We start from the raw sequence: 22103 nt of genomic DNA on the forward strand, positions 1-22103 counted from the left end.
AAATACAAGAGCATATTGCGCATGCCATTCAAAGGTTTCAGATTACTTTAATGCTGAAGTCTATATATGAAAGGCGCCAAAAGCTCATATTTTTATAGTCCGATAGCAAGAGACCGACAGCTCCCGGGAAGAGGGCAAGCCGGCGGCCTGAACCTGCAAGGCAGGCAAGCGCCATGCCACCTTCATACAGGAAGGACACTTTGATGACCCGCAAATCTCGCTCATTCTGGAGCCGTCTGACACAGGCCATGACGGCGCAGGCAGTGAAGACCGATGCCGCCCAGCGCTTGCAGCCGGCTTCTGCCGTGCGCCCGCTGGCATTGGAGCAGCGCTTTATGTTTGACGGTGCAGCGGCGGTGGATGTGGCGCATGCGGCTACAGATGCTGCGGCGCCTGCGGCCGCAGAGCATATGGTGGACACGGCAACTGCGCTGCGACATGCGCTGACCGCGGAAGCGCACAGAGCGACCGAGGCTTCGCCGGCGACTACACAGCGCCAGGAAGTGGTCTTCGTTGACAGCAATATCAAGGATTACGAGCAGCTCATCAGCGGCCTGAAACCAGGCACTGAAGTCGTCGTGCTGGATGCGAACAAGGATGGGCTGCAGCAGATTGCCGATTACCTGGACGGCCGCAGTGGCATCGATGCCATTCACATCCTTAGCCACGGCGATGTGGGCAAGATCCAGCTGGGCAACGACTGGCTGGACAGCGGCGATCTAGCCGCTCGTAGCGAGTTGCTCGATGCCATTGGCCAGTCGCTCGACCAGGATGGCGACATCCTGGTGTACGGCTGTCGCGTGGGCGATGGCGGCGCGGGCAACGATTTTGTCAAGGCCCTGGCCAGCGCAACCGGCGCGGATGTCGCCGCCTCGGACGATGTGACAGGTGCGGCCGGATTGGGCGGTGATTGGACCCTGGAACAGAACCTGGGCACCGTCGAAACCAGCGCATTGCTTGGTTTGGAGACCTACAACGGGTTACTGGCGACGCCTGCGGACCAGAATTTCGACGCTCTTCCTGTTGCGAGCCAGGGGAGCAACAGCGTCAACATCGGCGGGATTACGTACTTCAATAACGACAGTTTTGCCATTTCGATCGTCAATGATGGTTTCATCGCGAATGGCACGGACCATGCCCTGGGATACCGGAGCACTGGCCCCAACACCTCCACTGAGGTTGGATTCAAGACCTCGGATGGGTCGGAATTCAAGCTCAACGGTTTTGTCGTGGACCGTGGTCTTGGTCTCGACAACACGTTCACCATCAGGGCCTATCGCAACAATGTGCTGATCGATACCCAGGTCGTCGACGTGTCGTCCGGCACTGCGAACTTCAACGTCAGCGGAAACAGCAACTGGGAGTACATCGACGAAGTCAGGATCAGCGGAACTGATCTCGATGTCGATATCGACGACATTAATTTCAGCGACGCAGTCCTCCCGGATACCACGCCGCCAACGGTAACGTCCGTCAGTGCCAGCACACCCAACGGCACCTACAAGACGGGCGACGTGATCTCCATCACCGTAGCGTTCAACGAGACGGTCACGGTCACCGGTGTTCCCCAGCTCACCCTGGAAACGGGCTCCACCGACCGGGTGGTCAGTTACGCCAGCGGCTCAGGCACCAACACCCTGACCTTCAACTACACGGTGCAGGCGGGCGACACCAGTGCCGACCTCGATTACGTCAGCAGCAGTGCCCTATCGCTCAATGGCGGCACCATCCGCGATGCCGCCACCAACAACGCCACTCTGACTCTGGCTTCACCTGGAGCCGCCGGCTCGTTGGGGGCCAACAAGGCCATCGTCATCGACTCGGCTCCAAGTATCAGCAACCTCAATGGCGACAGCGTTGCCTGGGCGGGTGTAGGCGGCACCGTAAGTCTCGATTCCAGTGCCAACGCCACTCTCGCGGACACCGAGATGGGCGCGCTCAACAGCGGCAACGGCAACTGGGCGGGCGCTAGCCTGACCGTCCAACGCCCCACTGCGGTGTCCGCCGATACCTTCGGCTTCAATACCTCGGGCGCACTGTTCACCGTCAGTGGCAACGCCCTGCAATCCGGCGGCCTGACCTTCGCCACTTTCACCAACACGGGCGGCGTGCTGACGATCGCCTTTACCAGCAGCGGCACCGCTGCCACGACCGCGCTGATCAACGATGTGGCGCACCGCGTCACCTATCGCAGTGATACGCCGGCCGGCGATGCTACCGTCCGCTTCACCCTGAGCGACGGCACCTCCAGCGCCACGGCTGATACCACGGTCACCAGTGACACCATCTACATCACCAACACCAGCGACACCGCCACGATCAACGTGAGTGACGGCGTGAGCTTCAGCGAAGCGGTGGCGATTGCCGCTGCAGACGCCACTGGCAGCCAAACGCTGGTCTTCTCCAGCAATTTCAACAGCGCCGTATCGTTGGCCGGTAGCCTGGCCATCAACGAAAGCCTGACCCTCAACGCCGATTCGGCCTCGGGACTCACCATCAGCGGAGGCAACACCATCACCTTGGGTGGCGGCACCACGCTGAACTTCACCAATTCCACCGGCACCGTCACCATCGCCGCCACGCTCGGCGGCAGCGGTGCGTTGAGCAAGGCCGGCGCTGGCACGTTGGCACTGTCGAGTGTCAGCAACGAAGCGAACATGTCAGGTGGCATTACCGTCACCGGCGGCACCTTGCAGGTGCAGAGCGACGATCACCTGTCCTCCGGCACCCTGACGTTGAACGGAGGGACCCTCACCAACGGTACCTCCGCGTTTACCATCGACAATGCCATTGCGCTGGGTGCCAGCGGCGGTACCTTCAATATCGGGGGGGGGAGCGGCGCCGCGCAGGTCACCTTGAGTGGTGTCGTTTCCGGTAGCGGCAGCCTGATCAAGAATGGCCAGGCCATCCTGGAGCTCAGTGGCAACAACACCTATACCGGTGCCACCAATGTCACGGCGGGTACGGTGATCGCCAGCCACGCCAACGCTTTTGGGACCACGGCCGGCGCCACCACTGTCGCCAGCGGCGCCACCGTGCGCCTTGCCGGAGCGCTGACATTTGCCGAGTCCTTCAGCCTTGCAGGTACCGGCAAATCGGTGTCTGCTGTCAACTACGGCGCACTCCACCAGATCAGCGGTAACAGCACAGTGAGCGGCACCGTGACACTGACTGGCGACGCCGACATCAGCGCCGCCAGCGGTTCGACGCTGACCGTCAGTGGCCTCATGTCCGGCGCCTTCGCACTCAACAAGACCGATGTCGGCACGCTGATCCTGGCCAATAGCGGTAACGAGGCTTCGCTCACGGCGGGCACGACGATCAGTGCCGGCGTGCTGTCGATTGCCGACGACAACTACCTGAGTTTCGGCACGCTCACGCTCAATGGCGGCACGCTGAACATCACCGGCGTCACCACCGTCGACAACGCCATCGCGCTAGCTTCCGCCTCGACCATCGCCAACAGCGTCAACGCCACCCTGAGTGGCGTCCTCAGCGGCAGCGGCACTCTGACCAAGTCAGGCGCCAGCACCCTGACCCTGTCCGGCAGCAATACCCACAGCGGTGCCGTCAACTTGTCCGCCGGCGGCCTGACCCTCAGCGGCGGCTCGGCGATTGGCAACAGCAGTGCGATGACGCTATCGGGCGGCACTACGCTGACCCTCTTCAACGCCGAAACCATCGGCTCCCTGGCTGGCACAGGCAGCGTGGTGCTCCATGCCGGTCTGACTACCGGAGGCGACAACACCAGTACCACCTACGCCGGTGCTATCTCGGGTCTGTTCGGCCTCACCAAGGCTGGCAGTGGCACGCTGACGCTGACCGGCAACAACAGCTACACCGGCGCCACCAACTTGTCGGCGGGCGGGCTGACGCTCAACCGCGTCGGCGGCGCGCTGGACGACAACACGTCGGTGGCGGTGGCGTCCGGCGCGACCCTGACCCTCACGGCCGACGAGACCATCGACGCCTTGTCCGGTGCCGGTACGGTGGCCCTCGGCACCTCCGCGCTGACGATCGGCATCAACGGCACCAGCAGCACCTTCTCGGGCGCGATCACCGGTTCCGGCACCCTGACGCTGGATGGCGGCGGCACCTTCACGTTGTCCGGCACCAACAGCGGACAGAGTTGGGGGATGCAGGTATTGAGCGGCGGCACCGTTTCGATCGCCGGCGACGCCAATCTGGGCAGCGGAACCCTGCAACTGAACGATGGCACACTGTCGGTCACCAGCGCCGGAACCATCGACAATGCGATCTCGTTGGGCGCGAGCGCCGGCAGCATCTCAGTGGGCTCCGGCCTGGCCGTCAGCCTGAGCAGCGCGATCGGCGGCACCGGTGCCCTGACCAAGACCGGCAGCGGTGCACTGACACTCTCGGGCAGCAACAACTACGCAGGCACCACCACTGTGTCCGCCGGCACTCTGTCCGTAGCTGGCAGCACTGCCAGTGCCACCACAGTGGCCGCCGGGGGCACGCTGGCCGGTACCGGTATCCTGGGCGGCAATGTGACGGTGCAGAGCAGTGGCTTGCTCTCCCCGGGTAATGCCGGCGCGGGCAGTCTGACGATCAACGGCAATCTGCAGATGAACGCGGGCAGCGTCCTGGCTGTCGAGATCAACGGCACCACAGCTGGCACCCAGTACGACCAAGTAGTGGTGAATGGCGCGGTGATCGTTGCCGGCGCCACCCTTTCCGCCACCCATGGCTACACGCCCGGCCTCGGCGACGTCTACACCATCATTTCCAACAATCTCGCGGATGCCGTCACCGGTAGCTTCAGCGGCCTCGCCGAAGGCGGCACCCTGACTGCCGGTGGCAACAGTATCCAGCTGACCGCCAACTACGCCGCTGGCGACGGCAACGACTTCACCATCACAGCGCCGATCAACAGCATGCCGGTGGTGACTGGTCTTGACGGCGACAGCACGCCCTATACCGCCGGCACCACGGTGGTGCTCGACGCCGGCGGCAACGCTGTAGTCAGCGACGCCGAAGACGACTTGGCGAACTGGAGCGGCGCCAGCCTGGTGGTGCAGCGCTATACCGGCGGAAGCGCCGACCCGAGCGCCAACGACCTGTTCGGTTTCGACCTCAGCAACGCCAACTTCAGTGTCAGTGGCAACGCCTTCAGCGGTGACCTGCAGTTCGCCGGTCTCACCTTCGCGACCTACAACTACGCCGGCGGCGTGCTGACCATCACCTTCACCGGCAGCAGCTTTCCGGCGTCCACCGCGCTGGTGCAGGACGTGGTACGCCATATCAGCTACAACAACGCCACGCCCTACGGCGACGCGAACATCCGTTTCGCGCTCACCGACAGCCTGGGCGGCACAGTCAACAGCGACGTGACGCTCACCTGCAACACCATCTACGTCGACCAGAGCAACGACGACGCCGGCGGCGACGCGGCGGACGGCTTCAGCCTGCGTGAAGCGTTGGCTCGCGGTGCGGCCCAGGGCGGCGCGGACACGATTCGAGTGGTACTGGCTGATAACAGCACCATCACCCTCGGCAGCGGCGTCACCGGAGGCGCGGGCGACACACTCGATCTGGATGGTGCCAATGGACTTACTATCGGTGGCAGCACCATTACCCTGGGTGGTGGTTTCACCATCAGCAACGGTTTTACCGACACCGCCACGATCGCCAGCACGCTGGCCGGCAGCGGCTCACTGACCAAGACAGGCGCCGGCACGCTGACGTTGGCCAGCACCGGCAACGAAGCCGGCTTCTCGGGGGCTATCGCCATTGATGGCGGCACCCTGGCGGTCGGCACCGACGATGCGCTCGGCAGCGGTGAGCTGCAGTTCAACGGCGGCACCTTCGATGTCACCACTGGCGGTGTCACGGTCGACAACAACATGGTCTTCGGTGCCGGTGGTGGCTCGCTCCACGCCGACGTCGACTGGACCGCCTCGGGTGTGTTCTCCGGCGGCGGCACGCTGAGCAAGACCGGTATATTCGGCACCCTGGCGCTGAGCGGTACCAGCCAGCACACGGGCACTACAGTTCTCGGTGAGGGCATCCTGGCCGTCGGCAGCGACAGCAACCTCGGCAGCGGTCTGGTGAGCGTCTATGGCGGCACCTTCTCGGTGACCAGCAACGGCCAGACCATCGACAACGCGTTCGACATCACCAGCCGCTCGGGCGCAATCGAGCTCGGCTTCGGCATCGAAGCCACGCTGTCGGGCCTGATTACCGGCAGCGGCGACTTCTTCAAGAGCGGCAGTGGCACGCTCAACCTGATCAACATTGGCAACAGCGCCAGCAACTGGACCTTCGGCCAGATCAACGGCACGACGGTGGTCACCTCGGCCGACCAGATCGGCGGCGGTATCCTCAAGCTCGCCGGCGGTACGCTGGCGGTCAATTCCAACAGCACCTTCACCCTCAACCGCACGACTCAGGTGCTCAGCACGGTCACTCTCGACGCCACTGGCAGCGGCACTGGCGTGGTGATCAGCCTTGGCGGCCTGACGAGCGGCAGTGGGGCGTTCAACCTCAACGCTGGCGATAGTCAGATCTACCTGAGCAACGCCAGCGGCCTGAGCGGCAATCTCACCCTGTCCTCAAGCGGCGGTACCGGCCTGGTGGCCGCGATCGGCAACAGCACCCTGGGCAGCGGCACGATCAACCTGACCGCTGGCGCCACGCTCGGCGTGGCCGGCAGCGGCCGTACCTTCAGCAACGACATCGTGCTGCTCGGCGACGCCACGCTGCGCACCGGTTCCCCGGCTACGGGCGATGACGACATCACCTTCAGCGGCGTCATCAGCGAAAGCGGCGGCGCGCGCAACCTGACGGTGAATGCCTACTCGGTCGGCGGCAACCATACCGACGTGGTGCTGGCGGGCAACAACACCTACACCGGCACGACCACGCTGGTCGCTGGCACCTTGAGCGTGGCGTCCGACGCCAACCTCGGTGGCGGCGACCTGGTCCTTGCCGGCGGTACGCTGGCCGTTGGCGGCGCTACCACTATCGACAACAACGTGATTATGTCGGGTGGGGCGACTATCCAGGCTGATGCGGCGACCACCCTGTCCGGTGTGATTTCCGGTGGCGGCACACTGACCAAGAGCGGCAGCGCGACCCTGACGCTGACCGGTGCCGAGACCCACACCGGCGCGACCACCGTCTCCGCCGGCACCCTGGCGGTCAACGGCAGCACGGCCAGCGCCACCACCGTGTCCAACGGCGGCACCCTGGCCGGTACTGGTGCCCTGGGCGCAGTGACGGTGCTGAGCGGCGGTACGCTTGCCCCGGGCGGTAACGCGGCGGGCATCCTCACCATCAATGGCCCCCTCTCCATGGCCGCCGGGAGCACCCTGGCGCTGCAGATCAATGGCCTGACCGCGGGCTCCGGCTACGACCAGGTCGTGGTGAACGGTACGGTGGACATGAGCGCCGCCAACCTGGCCGTCACCCACGGCTATGCGTCGGCGGAAGGCGACGCCTACACCATCATCAGCAATGACCTCGCCGATAGCGTGACCGGCACCTTCAGCGGTCTTGCCGAGGGCGGCATCATGGCCGCCACTGGCAACGGCACCGCGCTGACCACCAGCTACATCGGCGGCAACGGCAACGACGTCACCCTCACGGCACCCATCTTCCCGCGGGTGACCGGTGTGACCTCCAGCAACGGCAATGGCCAGTACGGCATCGGCGACGTCATCACCATCACGGTGACCTTCGACGCCAATGTCAGCGTCACTGGTACCCCCCAGCTGCTGCTGGAGACCGGTGCCACCGACCGGCCCCTCAACTACGTTTCCGGTTCGGGCAGCAATACCCTGACCTTCAGCTACACGGTGCAGGCGGGTGACGTTGCGGCCGATCTCGACTATGCCGCCACCACGGCGCTGACCCTCAACGGCGGCACTATCAAGGGCGCTGCCAGCCAGGATGCCATCCTCACCTTGGCCGCCCCCGGCGCCGCCGGTTCCCTGGGGGCCAACAAGGCCCTGGTGGTCGATGGCGTGCGGCCGTCCGCCAGCATCTCGCTCAGCGACAGCAGCCTGACGGCGGGTGAGACCGCCACGGTGACCATCACCTTCAGCGAGGCGGTGACTGGTTTCAGCCTGGCGGACCTGACGGCCCGCTACGGTACCCTGAGCAACCTGAGCACCAGCGACAACATCCACTGGACCGCGACCCTGACGCCGGACGCCGGCAATACCAGCAACGGCAACTATGTCTCTCTGGACAACAGCCTCTACACAGATGCCTCGGGCAACACAGGCGCCGGCGTGGCCCTGTCCAGCCTCTACGCCGTCGATACCCAACGGCCGACCGCAACGATCGTGGTCAGCAACAACTCGTTGAATATCGGTGGCAGCAGCCTGGTAACCATCACCTTCAGCGAGGCGGTGACCAATTTCGGCCTGGCCGACATGTGGGCGACCAACGGCACCCTGAGCAACTTGAGCACCAGCGACAACATCACCTGGACCGCGACCCTGACCCCGACCAATGGCGTCACCCACAGCGGCAATGTCGTCACCCTGAGCAACTTCGAGGTCAACGACCTGGTGGGCAACGCCGGCACCGGCACCACCAACTCCAACACCTACTCGGTCGACACCCAGCGGCCGACCGCGACCATCGTGTTCGCCAAACCGAACATGGGCATCGGCCAGATGTCGCTGGTGACCATCACCTTCAGCGAAGCGGTGAGCGACTTTACCAATGATGACCTGACGGTGAGCAATGGTACCCTGAGCGCGGTGAGCAGCAGCGACGGCGGCGTCACCTGGACCGCCACCTTCACCCCGACGGCGGGCATCAACAGCGCCAGCAACTACGTCATTCTCGACAACACGGGTGTGCTCGACGGGGCGGGCAACGTCGGTAGCGGCACCACCACGTCCAACAACTATGGCATTGATGGCGTGCGACCCACCGCGACCGTGTCTATCAACAAGAGCTCATTGATCATCGGCCAGACCGCGCAGGTGACCATCACCTTCAGCGAGGCGGTGACCAGTTTCTCCAACAGCGACCTGACGGTGAGCAACGGTACCCTGAGCGCGGTGAGCAGCAGCGACGGTGGTGTCACCTGGACCGCCACCTTCACTCCGGCCGGGAACATCACCAGCGCCAGCAACGTCATCACCCTGGGCAATACTGGCTACACCGACACCGCTGGCAACGCCGGGACTGGCACCAGCGTGTCGAGCAACTACGCGATCGACACCCAGCGCCCGACCGCCACCATCGTCATGTCGGACCCAAACCTGAGCGCCGGCGAGACCTCGCAGGTGACGATCACCTTCAGCGAGGCGGTGACCGGTTTTACCTTGGGCGAATTGAACGCCGGCAACGGCACCCTGAGCAACCTGAGCAGCAGCGACGGCGGCGTCACCTGGACCGCGACCTTCACCCCGAACGCCAACACCAGCAGTGGGACCAACGTCATCACCCTGGCCAATACCGGGATCTTCGACATCGCGGGCAACAGTGGCGCGGGTACCACCAGTTCGGTCAACTACAGCATCGACACCGTGCGCCCCACCGCGACCATCGTGGTGGCCAATCCGGCGCTGAAGATCGGCGACACCTCCCAGGTGACCATCACCTTCAGCCAGGCGGTGAGCGGTTTTACCAACGCCGACCTGACGGTGGTGGGAGGCACCCTGAGCGCGGTGAGCAGCGCCGACGGCGGTGTCACCTGGACCGCCACCTTCACCCCGGCCGGCAACATCAGCAACGCGGCCAACCTGATCACCCTGGACAACAGTGGTGTCAATGCGGCCTCGTCGGGCAACACCGGCACGGGTCTCACCACCTCCAACAACTACGTGATCGATACCCAGCGGCCGACCGCGACCATCGTGGTGGCCAAAGACCAACTGGGTATTGGCGGCAGTTCGCAGGTGACCATCATCTTCAGCGAGGCGGTGACCGGTTTCAGCCTGGCCGACCTGACGGCCGGCAACGGTACCCTGAGCAACCTGACCACCAGCGACAACATCACCTGGACTGCCACCCTGACGCCGGCGGTGGGCGTGAACGCGGGCAACAACCATGTCAGCCTGGATAACACCGGCGTGACAGACATTGCAGGTAACGCGGGTTCCGGCACCACCGACTCGAATGCCTATGCAGTGGACAGCATCCGGCCTACAGCGACCATCGTGATAAACGATCCAACGTTGTCGGCTGGCGAGAGCACCACCGTGACCATCACTTTCAGCGAGGCGGTGACCGGTCTCGACAACACCGACCTGAGCGTGCCCAACGGCACGCTCGGCACGCTCAGTTCCAGCGATGGCGGGATCACCTGGACGGCGACGTTCACGCCGACCAGCAACATCACTGACGCCAGCAACCTGATCACCCTGGACAATTTCGGGGTGACTGACGCTGCCGGCAATGCTGGCAGCGGCACCACGGACTCCAACAACTACGTCATTGATACGCTGCGCCCAACGGCGACCATTGTCGTGGCGGACACCAGCCTTGCGGTCGGTGAGACCTCGCTGGTGACCATCACCTTCAGTGAAGCGGTCGCCGGTTTCACCAACGCCGACCTGACCATTGCCAACGGTACGTTGTCGGCGGTTTCCAGTGCGGACGGCGGTATCACCTGGACGGCGACCTTCACGCCGACCGCCAACACCAGTGACGCCAGCAACCTGATCACCCTGGACAATTCCGGGGTGACTGACGCTGCCGGCAATGCCGGCAGCGGCACCGCCGATTCGAACAACTACGCCATCGACACCCAGCGCCCGACAGCCAACATTGTGGTGAACGATACGGCGCTGGCGGTGGGCGAGAGTTCCACGGTCATCATTACCTTCAGCGAAGCGGTGACGGGGCTGGATATTGGTGACTTCACTGTGGCGAACGGCAGTCTGAGCAACCTCAGCAGCAGCGACGGCGTCACCTGGACGGCGACCCTGAAGCCGACAGCCAGCATCACCGATGTCAGCAATGTGATCACGCTGAACAACACCGGCTATATGGATGCGGCAGGCAACAGCGGCATCGGCACCACAATATCCAACTCTTATGCCATCGATACCCTTGATCCGGTTGCGCCAGAAATTACTCTGGATCAAGCCACGCTGGTGAATGGGCGGCAAGTCTCGCCAACGGGCTTGGTCTTCATTTCTGGTCTGGAAACGGGAGGAAGCTGGCAGTACTCCTTGGACAATGGTGTTTCCTGTCTTGAAGGCCGCGGGAACTCCCTCCAACTACCTGGTCTCGGGGCATTCAGCCTCTGGGTTCAGCAAAGGGACGTGGCGGGCAATGCATCTTCGGTAACTTCACTCAGCGGCGTTGTTGAACCGCTGGTACCTCCTGCCGTGCATGCTCCATTTGCCTTTGCTGTGAGTAATTCCTCTGATGGACTTGGTCTCGCTCCATTTCAACCTTCCGAGGTACCAGAACCGAATGCTGATTTTCTGCATCCTGCGTCGATGATGCTCGGCTCCGTATCTCGAGACACAGGGATGCCTCGTCAAGATAGCTGGTCTGAATATGGCCTTCCGCAGCCAATTGCAGGCGTCAATGACTGGATGTGGGCGTCGCTTTTCGCACCAGCAGAACCCAATCGCTCTGGATTTGATCCGGCACCTGAGCAGTTCTCGGTCGCGAGTGGAGGCAGCACTCTGGATCTGAAGCCCGTCCTCCTGGCGTCGGAGAGCCCGTGGGATATCGAGTCGCTCCAGTTCAGCTTCTCCGGTAAGCAGGAGCTTCCCGGATGGGTGCGCCTGGATCGTCATAGCGGTCAGCTAACCATCAACGCACCCAAGGACCTCAGCACAACGCTTGTTCTGCAGATCAAGGTCAGCGATGGAAAGGGGCACGAGTCGGTGCGGACTGTCAAAGTGGTCATCGGCGATGCAAGGGCGACGTCCAGCGCACCCGCAGGGCGGGCTGGACTGAGTGAGAAGATGGCAAATGCAGCGAATCAGCAGGTGGGGAAAAGGATGTCCATGTATGTCCATGGCTAAAGGATTGATGGGTGCAGCCCATGAGGCGGTTGTGCGATGAATGCAGCCGTTTCTCCTCAGAACGCAAACCCGGCAATGCTGCTGCTCGAGCTTGGGCATCGAGCCAGGGCTGCACGCAGCAGCGCCGAACTGCACTTTTTGCTGGTCAACGACAGCCGTTTGCTCGTGCCTTACCGTCAAGCATGCTTGTGGCTGGACAAGGAGGGTGTGACGGCGCTGTCCGGCGTGGTCGAGACCGACAGGAACACTCCTTATGCGCAGTGGCTGCACGGGGTTGGTCAGTTTCTCCAGGCGCAGCCATCCGTTCAGGTGCGGCGCATTGAACCGGCCCAGCTTCCTCCCGAGCTGGCCAGTTCCTGGCACGAATGGCTGGGCGCCTATGCGATATGGGTGCCTCTTGTGCAGGATGCCCAGACACCTGTTTGTTGCGGCGGGCTGTTGCTTTCAGGGGCGCAGCCTATTGAAGAGCAGCGTTTTCCGCTGCTCGCCGAATGGTGTCATATCTGGTTCCATGCGTACTCTGCATTGCAGGCAAGCCAATCCAGGTTCTGGCGAAAGCCTGCGGTATCAATAACTGCGGCCAGGAGCTGGTGGCAGAGAAAGCCTGTCTGGATCATTGGCGGGCTTGTTGCGATTGGTGCTGTCCCTGTGCATATGAGCGTTCTTGCTCCGGGTGAACTGGTAGCGGCCCAGCCTGTGGTGTTGAGAGCACCCTTGGATGGCGTCATCGATCAGATCCATGTCCAGCCCAATCAAATGGTACGTAAAGGCGAGCGCTTGTTTGGACTGGATGAGGCGCAGATCAGCAGCCGATTGGAAGTTGCCCGGCAAGCTCTGCTGACCGCTGAAGCCGAATATCGACAATCTGCCCAACTGGCCTTGGGCGACGTTCGCTCCAAGGCACAGCTTGCAGCGCTAGTCGGGCGCATAGGAGAGAAGCGTGCCGAGGTGCAATATCTGAGTGACCAACGTGATCGCAGCCGGGTACTGGCACCTGAAGATGGCATGGTTTTGTTTGACTCGCCCACCGAATGGCTTGGCAAACCTGTACAGACGGGCGAGCGGGTGATGCGTATTGCCCAGCCTGATGAAGTGGAAATCGAGGCCTGGGTTCCCATCGGCGATGCCATTCCATTGGCCCAGGGCGCCACAGTGAGGCTGTATCTGGCAGCGAATCCCATGGCCGGGCTGGAGGGCAAGCTACGGTATATGGCGTATGACGCCAATGCCAGGCCAGATGGCAGCTACGCCTATCGAGTGCGTGCGTCCATGTCGCTCGCCAAGGAGGAGGCTCGTATAGGCCTCAAAGGTACCGCCAAGCTGCAAGGCGATTGGGTGCCTTTGGCCTACTGGGTTCTGCGCAAGCCCTGGGCCGTCCTGCGCCAGTTCATTGCCTGGTAAGTCGACATGAGTACCGCATGGCCTGCTTTGCGTGAAGAGCTGGATTTGCTTCCCGGTCCTGTGCTGCCCGATGGTCAGCCCAGCTGGACCCTGCATGATCCCGTACGCAACCTTTTCTTTCAGCTGGACTGGGCCAGCTTTGAGGTGTTCAAGCGTTGGCATCTGGGCGTCGCTGACGCGATTGTGCAAGATGTCTGTGCTCAAACGACATTGACGCTCCATGAGGAAGACGTGAATGCGCTCTTGCAGTTTGCGCAGAGAAATGATCTGTTGGAGCCTCCTCCCAATAGCGCCGATGCGATGGCTGAGCGGTGGCAGGGCAGACGCTCAAGCTGGATGCAATGGCTTCTTCATAACTACCTCTTTTTTCGGGTCCCGCTGATCAGGCCTGATCGCTGGCTGACACGATGGGCGCCCTCGCTGGAGTTTCTATTCAGCCGAACCTTTGGCTGGGTCAGCTTGCTGGCTCTGTTTGCTGGGGTCTGGGGCATTTCACGCTCCTGGGGAACGTTCACGGCCACCCTGGTTGATTCGCTGACCTGGCAAGGGCTGCTGGCCTATGGATTGACGCTAGGGTTTGTCAAGGTGCTTCATGAACTGGGGCATGGCTTGATGGCCAAGCGATTTGGATGCCGCGTTCCGACCATGGGTGTTGCCTTTCTGGTGCTTTGGCCGGTGGCGTACACCGATACCAACGAGGTCTGGAAATTGACCCGGCGTGATCAGCGCCTCAAGGTCGCGGGTGCTGGCATCGCAACGGAGCTGATGATTGCCGCATGGGCCTTGCTGGCGTGGGTCTGGTTACCTGAAGGAGCCCCCAAGTCCATGGCCTTTTTGCTGGCCACTACGACATGGGTCAGCACGCTGGCCATCAATGCAAGTCCGTTCATGCGTTTTGATGGATATTTTCTGTTGTCCGACTTTCTGCAGATGCCTAATCTGCACTCACGTGCCTTTGCACTGGCACGCTGGGATCTCAGAGAGAAATTATTCAAGCTCGGTGAACCTCCCCCGGAGTCTTTTGCCGATGCCAAACGTCGCGGACTCATCTTGTTTGCCTGGGCTACCTGGATTTATCGATTGGTTCTTTTTTTGGGTATTGCCGCCTTGGTCTATCACTTCTTCATCAAGGCGCTGGGCATCTTGCTGTTTCTGGTGGAGATTGTGTGGTTCATTGCCAAGCCTCTCTGGTCCGAGATTGCAGCATGGTATTTGCGCTGGCCTCAGATCGTCCGTAGTCGAAGAGCACGTTGGAGTGCCATCGGAGCCTTTGCACTTATTGCGCTTTGCTGGCTGCCCCTGCCTGCCCCAATCCGCACCGAGGGTATGTTGCAATCCAGCGAAATCTGGCCTTTGCATGCGCTTGATGCATCGCAGCTGCAGCAGCAAATGTTTGGCGACGCACGCATGGTCAAGGTTGATGCCCCTGTCTTTATGCTGGACTCTCCGGCTCTCAAGGCCGCTCAGGCTCAAAACGATGCGCAGAGGACCCAGTATTCGCAGCAAATAGCGGCAGCAGGTTTCGACTCTGAGCTGCGCAGGGACTGGCAGGTTCTGCAAGAGCGTCAGCTGCAGGCGGCTACTCAACAGCAGGCAGTAGAAACCGAAGCCAGTCGCTACCGTCTGAATGCCTCGGGCACTGGAGTTCTGCGCGACGTGGATCCGGATCTTCGACCGGGAGACTGGCTGGCCCGGAATGAATTGCTGGGTAGAGTCGTGGGCGGCGATCGGCTGGAGGTTCTTGTCTATGTGCAGGAAGAAGATATTCAACGCATCAGCATCGGCGACAGCGCAATTTTTATCGCTGACGCTGGTGTGGGTCCGGTACTGGATTTGACGGTGCGCAGCGTTGATCAGGATGCGAGTCGTACCCTCTCGGAGGCTGCGCTGTCTGCGGCAGCTGGAGGCATGATTCAGGTCCGAAGCATGCAAGGCACCCTATACCCGGAGCGTCCGGTCTACAGAGTGGTGCTGGATGTGGTGACACCGCTCGAAACAGACGCTGTTTTGCAACACCGCTGGCGTGGCAAAGTCAGCATTCGCGGCCAATGGGAAGCGGCTGCGGCGCAGTTTGTGAAAACTGCGACGAGTGTTTTTTGGAGGGAGGCAGGTTTTTAGCTTCGATAAATGACTGCAATGGGCGGTGATTCAACCGGTCGATGCATCCGCCCCGCAGCAGTCTGTGGCCGTATTCCTTGGCCGCGTGGAGCTTCACGGAACGAAAGTGGGGGGGCTTACCGCCCCCTGCTGTCGCAGCAAAGAGCGGTGGATGAAGGATAAGGAAGGACGCTGTCAGCATAAGCCTGCACGAGTGCCCAGCGTGTGCACGCGCTTTATCCAGACGGCGCGCTTGGCGGCACTGGACTTGAGCACAGGGCCGAAACTATGCACATGCACGGGCCGGATCCCGCTGAACTCCAGAATGCTCTGTTTCATTTGCCGATGACCTGGTTGGCGCTGTACCCAGCGGTAGTACCAAGGGGGGGAATCCATTGTCACAAGCAGTTCAGCAGTGCGGCCGCCCAGCAGGCGGTCCCACAATGCAGAGTCGGCTCGGTATTTGAAGGCGAAACCTGGCAGGAAGATGCGATCGAGAAAGCCCTTGAGCAGCGCCGGTAGCCCGCCCCACCATATCGGATAGACCCACACCAGGTGTTGCGCCCAGGTAATGTCGAGCTGAGCGCCTTGGAGGTCGGCCTCCAGCGGCTGGCTATGCTCGTATCCGTGGCGCAGGATGGGGTCGAATTGCATTTCACCCAGCTCCAGAAGTCGGACCTCGGCTCCAGCGTGGCGCGCGGCATCGGCATAGGTGCTCGCCAAGGCGGCACATAGACTGTTGGTGGAGGGCTGGCCGAGGATGATGAGGATGCGACGGGACATGGCGATAGAGGCGGGCTGAGTTCGTAAGCCGCCAGCATCACCTTGTCCTTGGGGACAGAGTCAAGCCCTACAACGTCAAATGGAGAGTGGCTCTGGTGAACCGCATGTCTTTGCACCGTTGCATGTGCTCAGCTCCATGGACAATGCCGCCAGGGCGATGTCGGCAGCTTGCAGCCGCGCCAGTTCGTCGGCAATGGCGCGTCGCCGGGTCTGGAGCAGGGTCTGGACGGCGGCAGCGCCGGAGGGAGTGTCGATGCTGCGTAGCGGCTGTAGCGCAGCCAGGCGAAAACCCAGCGACAGCGCCTGGCGGATCCACTGCACGCGCTGCACATCTTCCGGTTCGTAGTGGCGGTAGCTGCCCTGGCGTGCCACGGTGCCGAGCAAGCCGTGCGCCTCATAAAGGCGTAGCGCTTTGGGCGTGCAGCCTGTGAGTGCGGCGAGTTCACCGATACGCATAGGTGACTCCCGTGCGCTTGGCAGTATGTATCTTTCTTGCTGAAAGTGCTGTTGGCTCAGGGGGCATGAATGCCTGGGGTCGTTTGAATGTGTTGTGGGAGTTGTTGACCCATGAATTTCGAGTGGTCGTGACAAAGGGTTCACGGCCATAGGCCTTGTCAGGAGCCATCGTGCGAATTTACGGCAATCCCATGGCGCGATTGCAGCAAATTTCGGCGCGGCCCTGGCACTCGACAATCATCAGGGTTGTCCAGTGCGTGTCGGAAATCCTCTGCTAACGGCTTTTCTCTAGTAAGCAATGCCTTGCTGCCGCTCCTTTATCTGCTCATATTGACTGCGCTCGCTGCAGCAAGCATTGAGGGCGACTATTGGATGCCTCTTGCTAGGCAGGGCAGGGAGGTTTCAAGCATCCATCGCATACCTTAGCCCTGGGAAGACCTGGAGGGCGCGAGCAGCCTGGGTGCGCAACTGGTAAAATCAATCGATTAACCTGTTTTGGGCCGTGTCAATGCTTGTTGGTGACTCGGGCTTTTAATCCGTTGGTCGCGAGCTTGAATCTCGTGGAACCAGCCAGAATACAGGCGCTACAGCTATAGAAGCGGTAGCGCCTTTTTCGTTTACCAGTTTTTCATCGTGCGTGTGGCTGGCTCGAACAACAGAGTCGAGTCTGCTGATTTGGCCGTTGAAATAAAATTTCTGCTTGGCGCGTAGACGCTGCGCTGCTGGAAAAATCAAATGAAATCAATCGACTCCGTTAGCCCCACGCAAACCGCAATCCCCAAAGTGGGCTTTGTTTCGCTGGGCTGCCCCAAGGCCTTGACTGATAGCGAGCTGATTCTCACGCAGCTCAGCGCCGAGGGTTACCAGACTTCCAAGACCTTTGAAGGCGCGGATTTGGTCATCGTCAACACCTGTGGCTTCATTGACGATGCCGTCAAGGAAAGCCTGGACACCATTGGCGAAGCTCTGGCAGCTAACGGCAAGGTGATCGTGACCGGTTGCCTGGGTGCCAAGGCTGGCAAAGAGGGCGGCTCCACCATGGTGGCCGAAGTGCACCCCAGTGTGCTGGCCGTCACCGGCCCCCATGCTACCCAAGAGGTGATGGACGCCGTGCACACCCACCTGCCCAAGCCGCATGACCCGTTCGTGGACCTGGTGCCTGGCAGCTTTGGCGATGCTGGCATCAAGCTCACGCCCAAGCACTATGCCTATCTGAAGATTTCCGAGGGCTGCAACCATCGCTGCACCTTTTGCATCATTCCCAGCATGCGCGGCGATCTGGTTTCGCGTCCGATCGGCGATGTGCTCAAGGAAGCCAAGGCGTTGTTCGAAGGGGGCGTGAAAGAGCTGTTGGTGATCAGCCAGGATACCTCGGCCTATGGTGTGGATGTGAAGTACCGCACCGGTTTCTGGGACGGCAAGCCCGTCAAGACCCGCATGCTGGAGCTGGCCGACGAGCTGGGCAAGCTGGCGCAGCAGCATGGTGCCTGGGTGCGTCTGCACTATGTCTACCCCTATCCCACCGTGGATGCGGTCCTGCCCTTGATGGCCGAGGGCAAGATCCTGCCTTACCTGGATGTGCCCTTGCAGCACAGCCACCCCGATGTGCTCAAGCGCATGAAGCGACCCGCATCGGGCGAAAAGAACCTGGACCGTATCCGCGAGTGGCGCAAGATCTGCCCCGAGCTGGTGATTCGTTCCACCTTCATTGCCGGCTTTCCCGGCGAGACCGAGGAGGAGTTCGAGCATCTGCTGGACTTCATTCGCGAAGCCGAGATCGACCGTGCCGGCTGCTTTGCCTACAGCCCCGTCGAAGGCGCCACCGCCAACGAACTTCCCGGCATGCTGCCTGAAGAAGTACGCGAAGCACGTCGTGCGCGCTTCATGGAGGTGGCCGAGGAGGTCTCCACCAAGCGTCTGCAGCGCCGCGTGGGCCAGGTCATGAAGGTGTTGGTGGACAAGGCTGTCAGCCTGGGTAAAAAGGGCGGTGTGGGCCGGACCTATGCCGATGCTCCCGAGATCGATGGTGTGGTTCACATCCAGCCGCCCGAGAAGGCCAGCAAGACCTACAAGGTGGGCGAGCTGATCAGCGTGCGCATCGTGGGCACGCAGGGGCATGATCTGGTGGGCGTTCCTGTTTGAATTTTCATGGCGCCACTGTGCGGCGCCATTTCAATCCGGTAGAGACAAAAAGGCCGCGACTGCGGCCTTTTTTGCATCTGATCTCTTGGCCTCTTGGTTGCCGTGCTTGTCTGCCAATGGCCTGCGGGAGATCCTGATGCAATGAAGGGTTCAGATTCGGTTCTGATCGGGACGGCATCGCCTCCGGGGTCGATTTGAGATCCAGGACATGACGTCAGCACGAAACACTTTTTCTGTACTTTTCCCGGGAGAAGCACTACAGCATCGTGTTGTTAATGGTGAAGAATTGCCTTTCTAGGAAGACAGCCTCTTGTCTGTAAAGAGGTTTCCATCGAAAGGTGACGAGCCTGATCTCGGCACTGTATCCACAGTTAGGGCTGCTTGGTTCCCCACCTGACCCGGTGTTTCGCAGGCGAAAGCTTCCCCATGCGAGGAGGCCCGTCCAACAAAAAATGAGTGTTGTGACACAAAGAAGTGACACAAAACAGGCAGGAGTCTAGCTGATGCTGGCTTTGCTTTAACTATTTGTCATGGGTGTGTGGTTGGCTGTTGGCGGCCACAACCTGCCTTGGGTATTTTTCCTTATGGGTGGCTACCTAGCCGTCTCCCACTTCTTCCGTATTACTAGTATTTTCACGAGCATGGCAGGGGCTAGTCCCTTGACCCATGGTCGGCTCAGGCAGCATAATTTCAATAGAAGCACCAATATATATAAATACTTGGTAAATGCCCTTCATGATTTTTAGGTCCAACTAAGCAGACCATCCAATGGATTACAGAATTTACAGTACTTATGGCAGTAAGTGATAAATCAATCAAGCTGCTTTGGTCTAATGCTGCCGGGAGATGCTCATTTCCAGGTTGCAATACGCGCCTTTCGGTAGAGCAAGCAGCAGATACCGCACCATACACGCTCGGTGAGATGGCCCACATTAAGGGAAAGAATCCTGGTTCGAGCAGATATGATGATAAACAGAAAGACGACGAACGAGATCTCTACCAGAATCTAATTCTGCTCTGCCCTAACCATCACACAGAAATCGACAAGCCAGAGAATGAAAAAAAATACTTTGTTGAGTGGTTGATCGAGGCAAAGTCGAGCCATGAGAAGTGGGTCATCTCGATGCTTGCAGTAGAGAAAGTCTTGACTATTGAAGAACTAAAAAATCATATTGCAAGACTGTTGGCTGATAATCATCAGGCATGGATAAAGTACGGTCCAAACTCTATCCTTGCACTGAAAAACCCAAATAACGAATTACTTTACGGACTGTGGACATCCGAGCGATTATCAACGATTGTTCCCAACAATAGAGCCATAGCTAAGCTCTTGATTGATTATCGAATGCTTTTTACCCAAAGTCAGCAATCTATTGTTAGTAAATTCCTTTCTCACGCTAAGAGTTATGAATTATGGGTTAACGATGATATTCCATATCAAGCAGTTGAGCGTTTTCCAGTAGATTTTGATGCACTTATTCGAGAATAAAACTATGTCAGCACATAACAAAAGTTTTCCTTGGCTAAGTTACTATGGGCACTATAGATTCTTTGAGGCTCGAATGCATGAGCACAGCAAGGTATCTAATTTAGAAAATATTAAAACAGGCCTTTATGATGTGCATCTTTTGGATGGTCGAGTACTGCGAGTATTTATTTGTGAATGTTACGCCTTCGATGATGCTTCATACTATGAGACAGTTGAAAATTACGGACCTGTAAATGCAGTAATCATTAGCTCTAGCTGGTGTGGTTACGATTTTGAAATGAAGCTTGCGAAAATGCAAGAGAAAGTTGGCATATTCGATATAAAAGGATTTATGGCTGCAATTAATAAATCGAATTATTGGGATTACATGAGTGAGTGGGAAAAGAAAATGTTGAATAGATCGTAGGCGTCATGAGTCAAATTGAAGTCTACGGATTTGGATCGTTTTTTTGTGGAAATCCTGATTACCGTGATATAGACTTACTATTGATCCATGAAAATCGATCCAAAGAGTCTTGTTTCCTTGCTATAAATTGTAAGCGTCAGCTTCAAGCAATAATTCGAAATCTTCACGTCACGATGCTATCGAAACAGGCCGAGCATTCATTTGCTTTCAAATTCACTGCACGAGCAAAATACCTCGGGTGCATCGATATGTCCGCTGCAGGGCGAGATATAGAGGAAATATTGAAATTAATTCAGGCATACTCGCCATTTCCTATAAGTATCGAGAATGAAAATCAAATCCACTAGAGAGAATTTTTATTGAGGCGCAATCAATCATTCCACCAGAACTTGTGCATAAAGCAGCACAAGGGCGGTAAATATAAGCATTCCTGAGCGTCTGCTTCTAGGCAGGGGTATAAATATTCGCTTTGGGTCGCAAGCTACCTCTAGTGAGGAGGTTGGTGGATCATAAGTCGTACCTTCTGACACAAGCTAAATTCGAAGGGATGGCTTATATCAAAAGATATGAAAAACACTTTTGATACAGTGTCAGAATTGAAGGGTAACTTCTGATACGAATCATGAGCCGTATTGCCTACTACCGAGTTTCTGCTTCCGACCAATCCATTGAATCTCAGCGTGCAGCGCTGGGCGGTGGGTTTGACAAAGAATTTCAAGATGAAGGTGTAAGCGGGGCAATTCCCGCTATTGAACGGGCTGGGTTTGCCCAACTACTGGCCTACGTCCGTGAAGGTGACAGCATCCACGTATACGCAGTAGATCGTTTAGGGCGTGATGCCTTGGACGTGCAGCAGGTCGTGCGTGATCTGCTGAAGCGAGGGATTGCCATCGAGATTCACGGCCTGGGTCGTATTGCTGCTGGCGTGGGTGAGCTGATCCTGGCGGTGCTTGCCCAGGTTGCAGACATGGAGCGCAACAGAATCAGGGATCGGACAGAAGCAGGCAGAGCTGTAGCCCGAGAGTTACTTGCCACAACAGGCCAAACGCAACACGGGAAACTATCCCTGGGGCGCCCTACTGCTGCCAATGCTGCGGAGGTTAAAGAGTGGAGGAGGGCCAACAGCGCCAGCGTTTCCGAAACTGCCAAACACTTCGGAATCTCTACATCTTCTGTAAATCGCTACTGCCGCAAGCAGCAATGAATCCCCAGGAAGGCCATCAGGGTGGCTTCTGCGGGCTTTAATCTGCTTGGGGTATACCAGGGTAGCCAGGGGGTGAAAAAAACGCTTACAAGGCCGCTAATCGGCTTGCCTTCCGGGAGGGGGGATTATTGTAGCGGTTTGAGATGTAGTTGGGAA

The 22103-nt window shown here is 59.4% G+C and carries 9 protein-coding genes; 7 read left to right on the forward strand and 2 right to left on the reverse strand.

Translation table 11 applies throughout. From position 1 onward, the window contains the following. The first annotated feature begins 203 nt into the window (after positions 1–203). Genes CSE6_RS10260 through CSE6_RS10270 form a run of 3 tightly spaced genes read left to right on the forward strand, consistent with a single transcriptional unit; the run spans position 204 to position 15488 of the window. Positions 204–11969 (forward strand): Ig-like domain-containing protein, encoded by an 11766-nt coding sequence (locus CSE6_RS10260; protein WP_059440461.1) that lies wholly within the window; start codon positions 204–206, stop codon positions 11967–11969. 36 nt (positions 11970–12005) lie between these two features. Beyond that, positions 12006–13370 (forward strand): efflux RND transporter periplasmic adaptor subunit, encoded by a 1365-nt coding sequence (locus tag CSE6_RS10265; RefSeq protein ID WP_059440462.1) that lies wholly within the window; start codon positions 12006–12008, stop codon positions 13368–13370. Positions 13371–13397: 27 nt separating this feature from the next. Beyond that, the gene (locus tag CSE6_RS10270) at positions 13398–15488 is read left to right on the forward strand and encodes a site-2 protease family protein (RefSeq protein WP_059440533.1); all 2091 of its coding nucleotides are present in this window, start codon (positions 13398–13400) and stop codon (positions 15486–15488) included. A 174-nt stretch (positions 15489–15662) separates the two neighbouring features. Here the strand turns inward: CSE6_RS10270 and CSE6_RS10275 are convergent, their stop codons facing one another. Further along, entirely contained in the window at positions 15663–16250 is a 588-nt protein-coding gene (locus tag CSE6_RS10275) for an NAD(P)H-dependent oxidoreductase (protein WP_059440463.1), read from the reverse strand. A gap of 75 nt (positions 16251–16325) precedes the next feature. After that, the gene (locus CSE6_RS10280) at positions 16326–16706 is read right to left on the reverse strand and encodes a MerR family transcriptional regulator (protein WP_034356949.1); all 381 of its coding nucleotides are present in this window, start codon (positions 16704–16706) and stop codon (positions 16326–16328) included. Between the two features lie 735 nt (positions 16707–17441). Here CSE6_RS10280 and rimO point away from each other — a divergent pair. The 4 genes from rimO to CSE6_RS10300 all read left to right on the forward strand — a co-directional run bounded on the left by rimO (position 17442) and on the right by CSE6_RS10300 (position 21947). Continuing rightward, on the forward strand, positions 17442–18848 hold the full coding sequence (gene rimO / locus CSE6_RS10285) for a 30S ribosomal protein S12 methylthiotransferase RimO (protein ID WP_034356952.1): 1407 nt from the start codon (positions 17442–17444) through the stop codon (positions 18846–18848). 793 nt (positions 18849–19641) lie between these two features. Then, entirely contained in the window at positions 19642–20337 is a 696-nt protein-coding gene (locus CSE6_RS10290) for an HNH endonuclease (RefSeq protein WP_059440464.1), read from the forward strand. A gap of 4 nt (positions 20338–20341) precedes the next feature. Next, positions 20342–20743, forward strand: a complete 402-nt coding sequence (locus CSE6_RS10295; protein WP_059440465.1) for a hypothetical protein — start codon at positions 20342–20344, stop codon at positions 20741–20743. Between the two features lie 622 nt (positions 20744–21365). After that, positions 21366–21947 carry a recombinase family protein gene (locus tag CSE6_RS10300; RefSeq protein WP_059440466.1) on the forward strand — a complete coding sequence of 194 codons (582 nt, stop codon included), beginning with the start codon at positions 21366–21368 and terminating at the stop codon, positions 21945–21947. Positions 21948–22103 lie beyond the last annotated feature (156 nt).

Origin of the sequence: Comamonas sp. E6 (assembly GCF_001010305.1) — a bacterium.
GTDB lineage: Bacteria > Pseudomonadota > Gammaproteobacteria > Burkholderiales > Burkholderiaceae_C > Comamonas > Comamonas thiooxydans.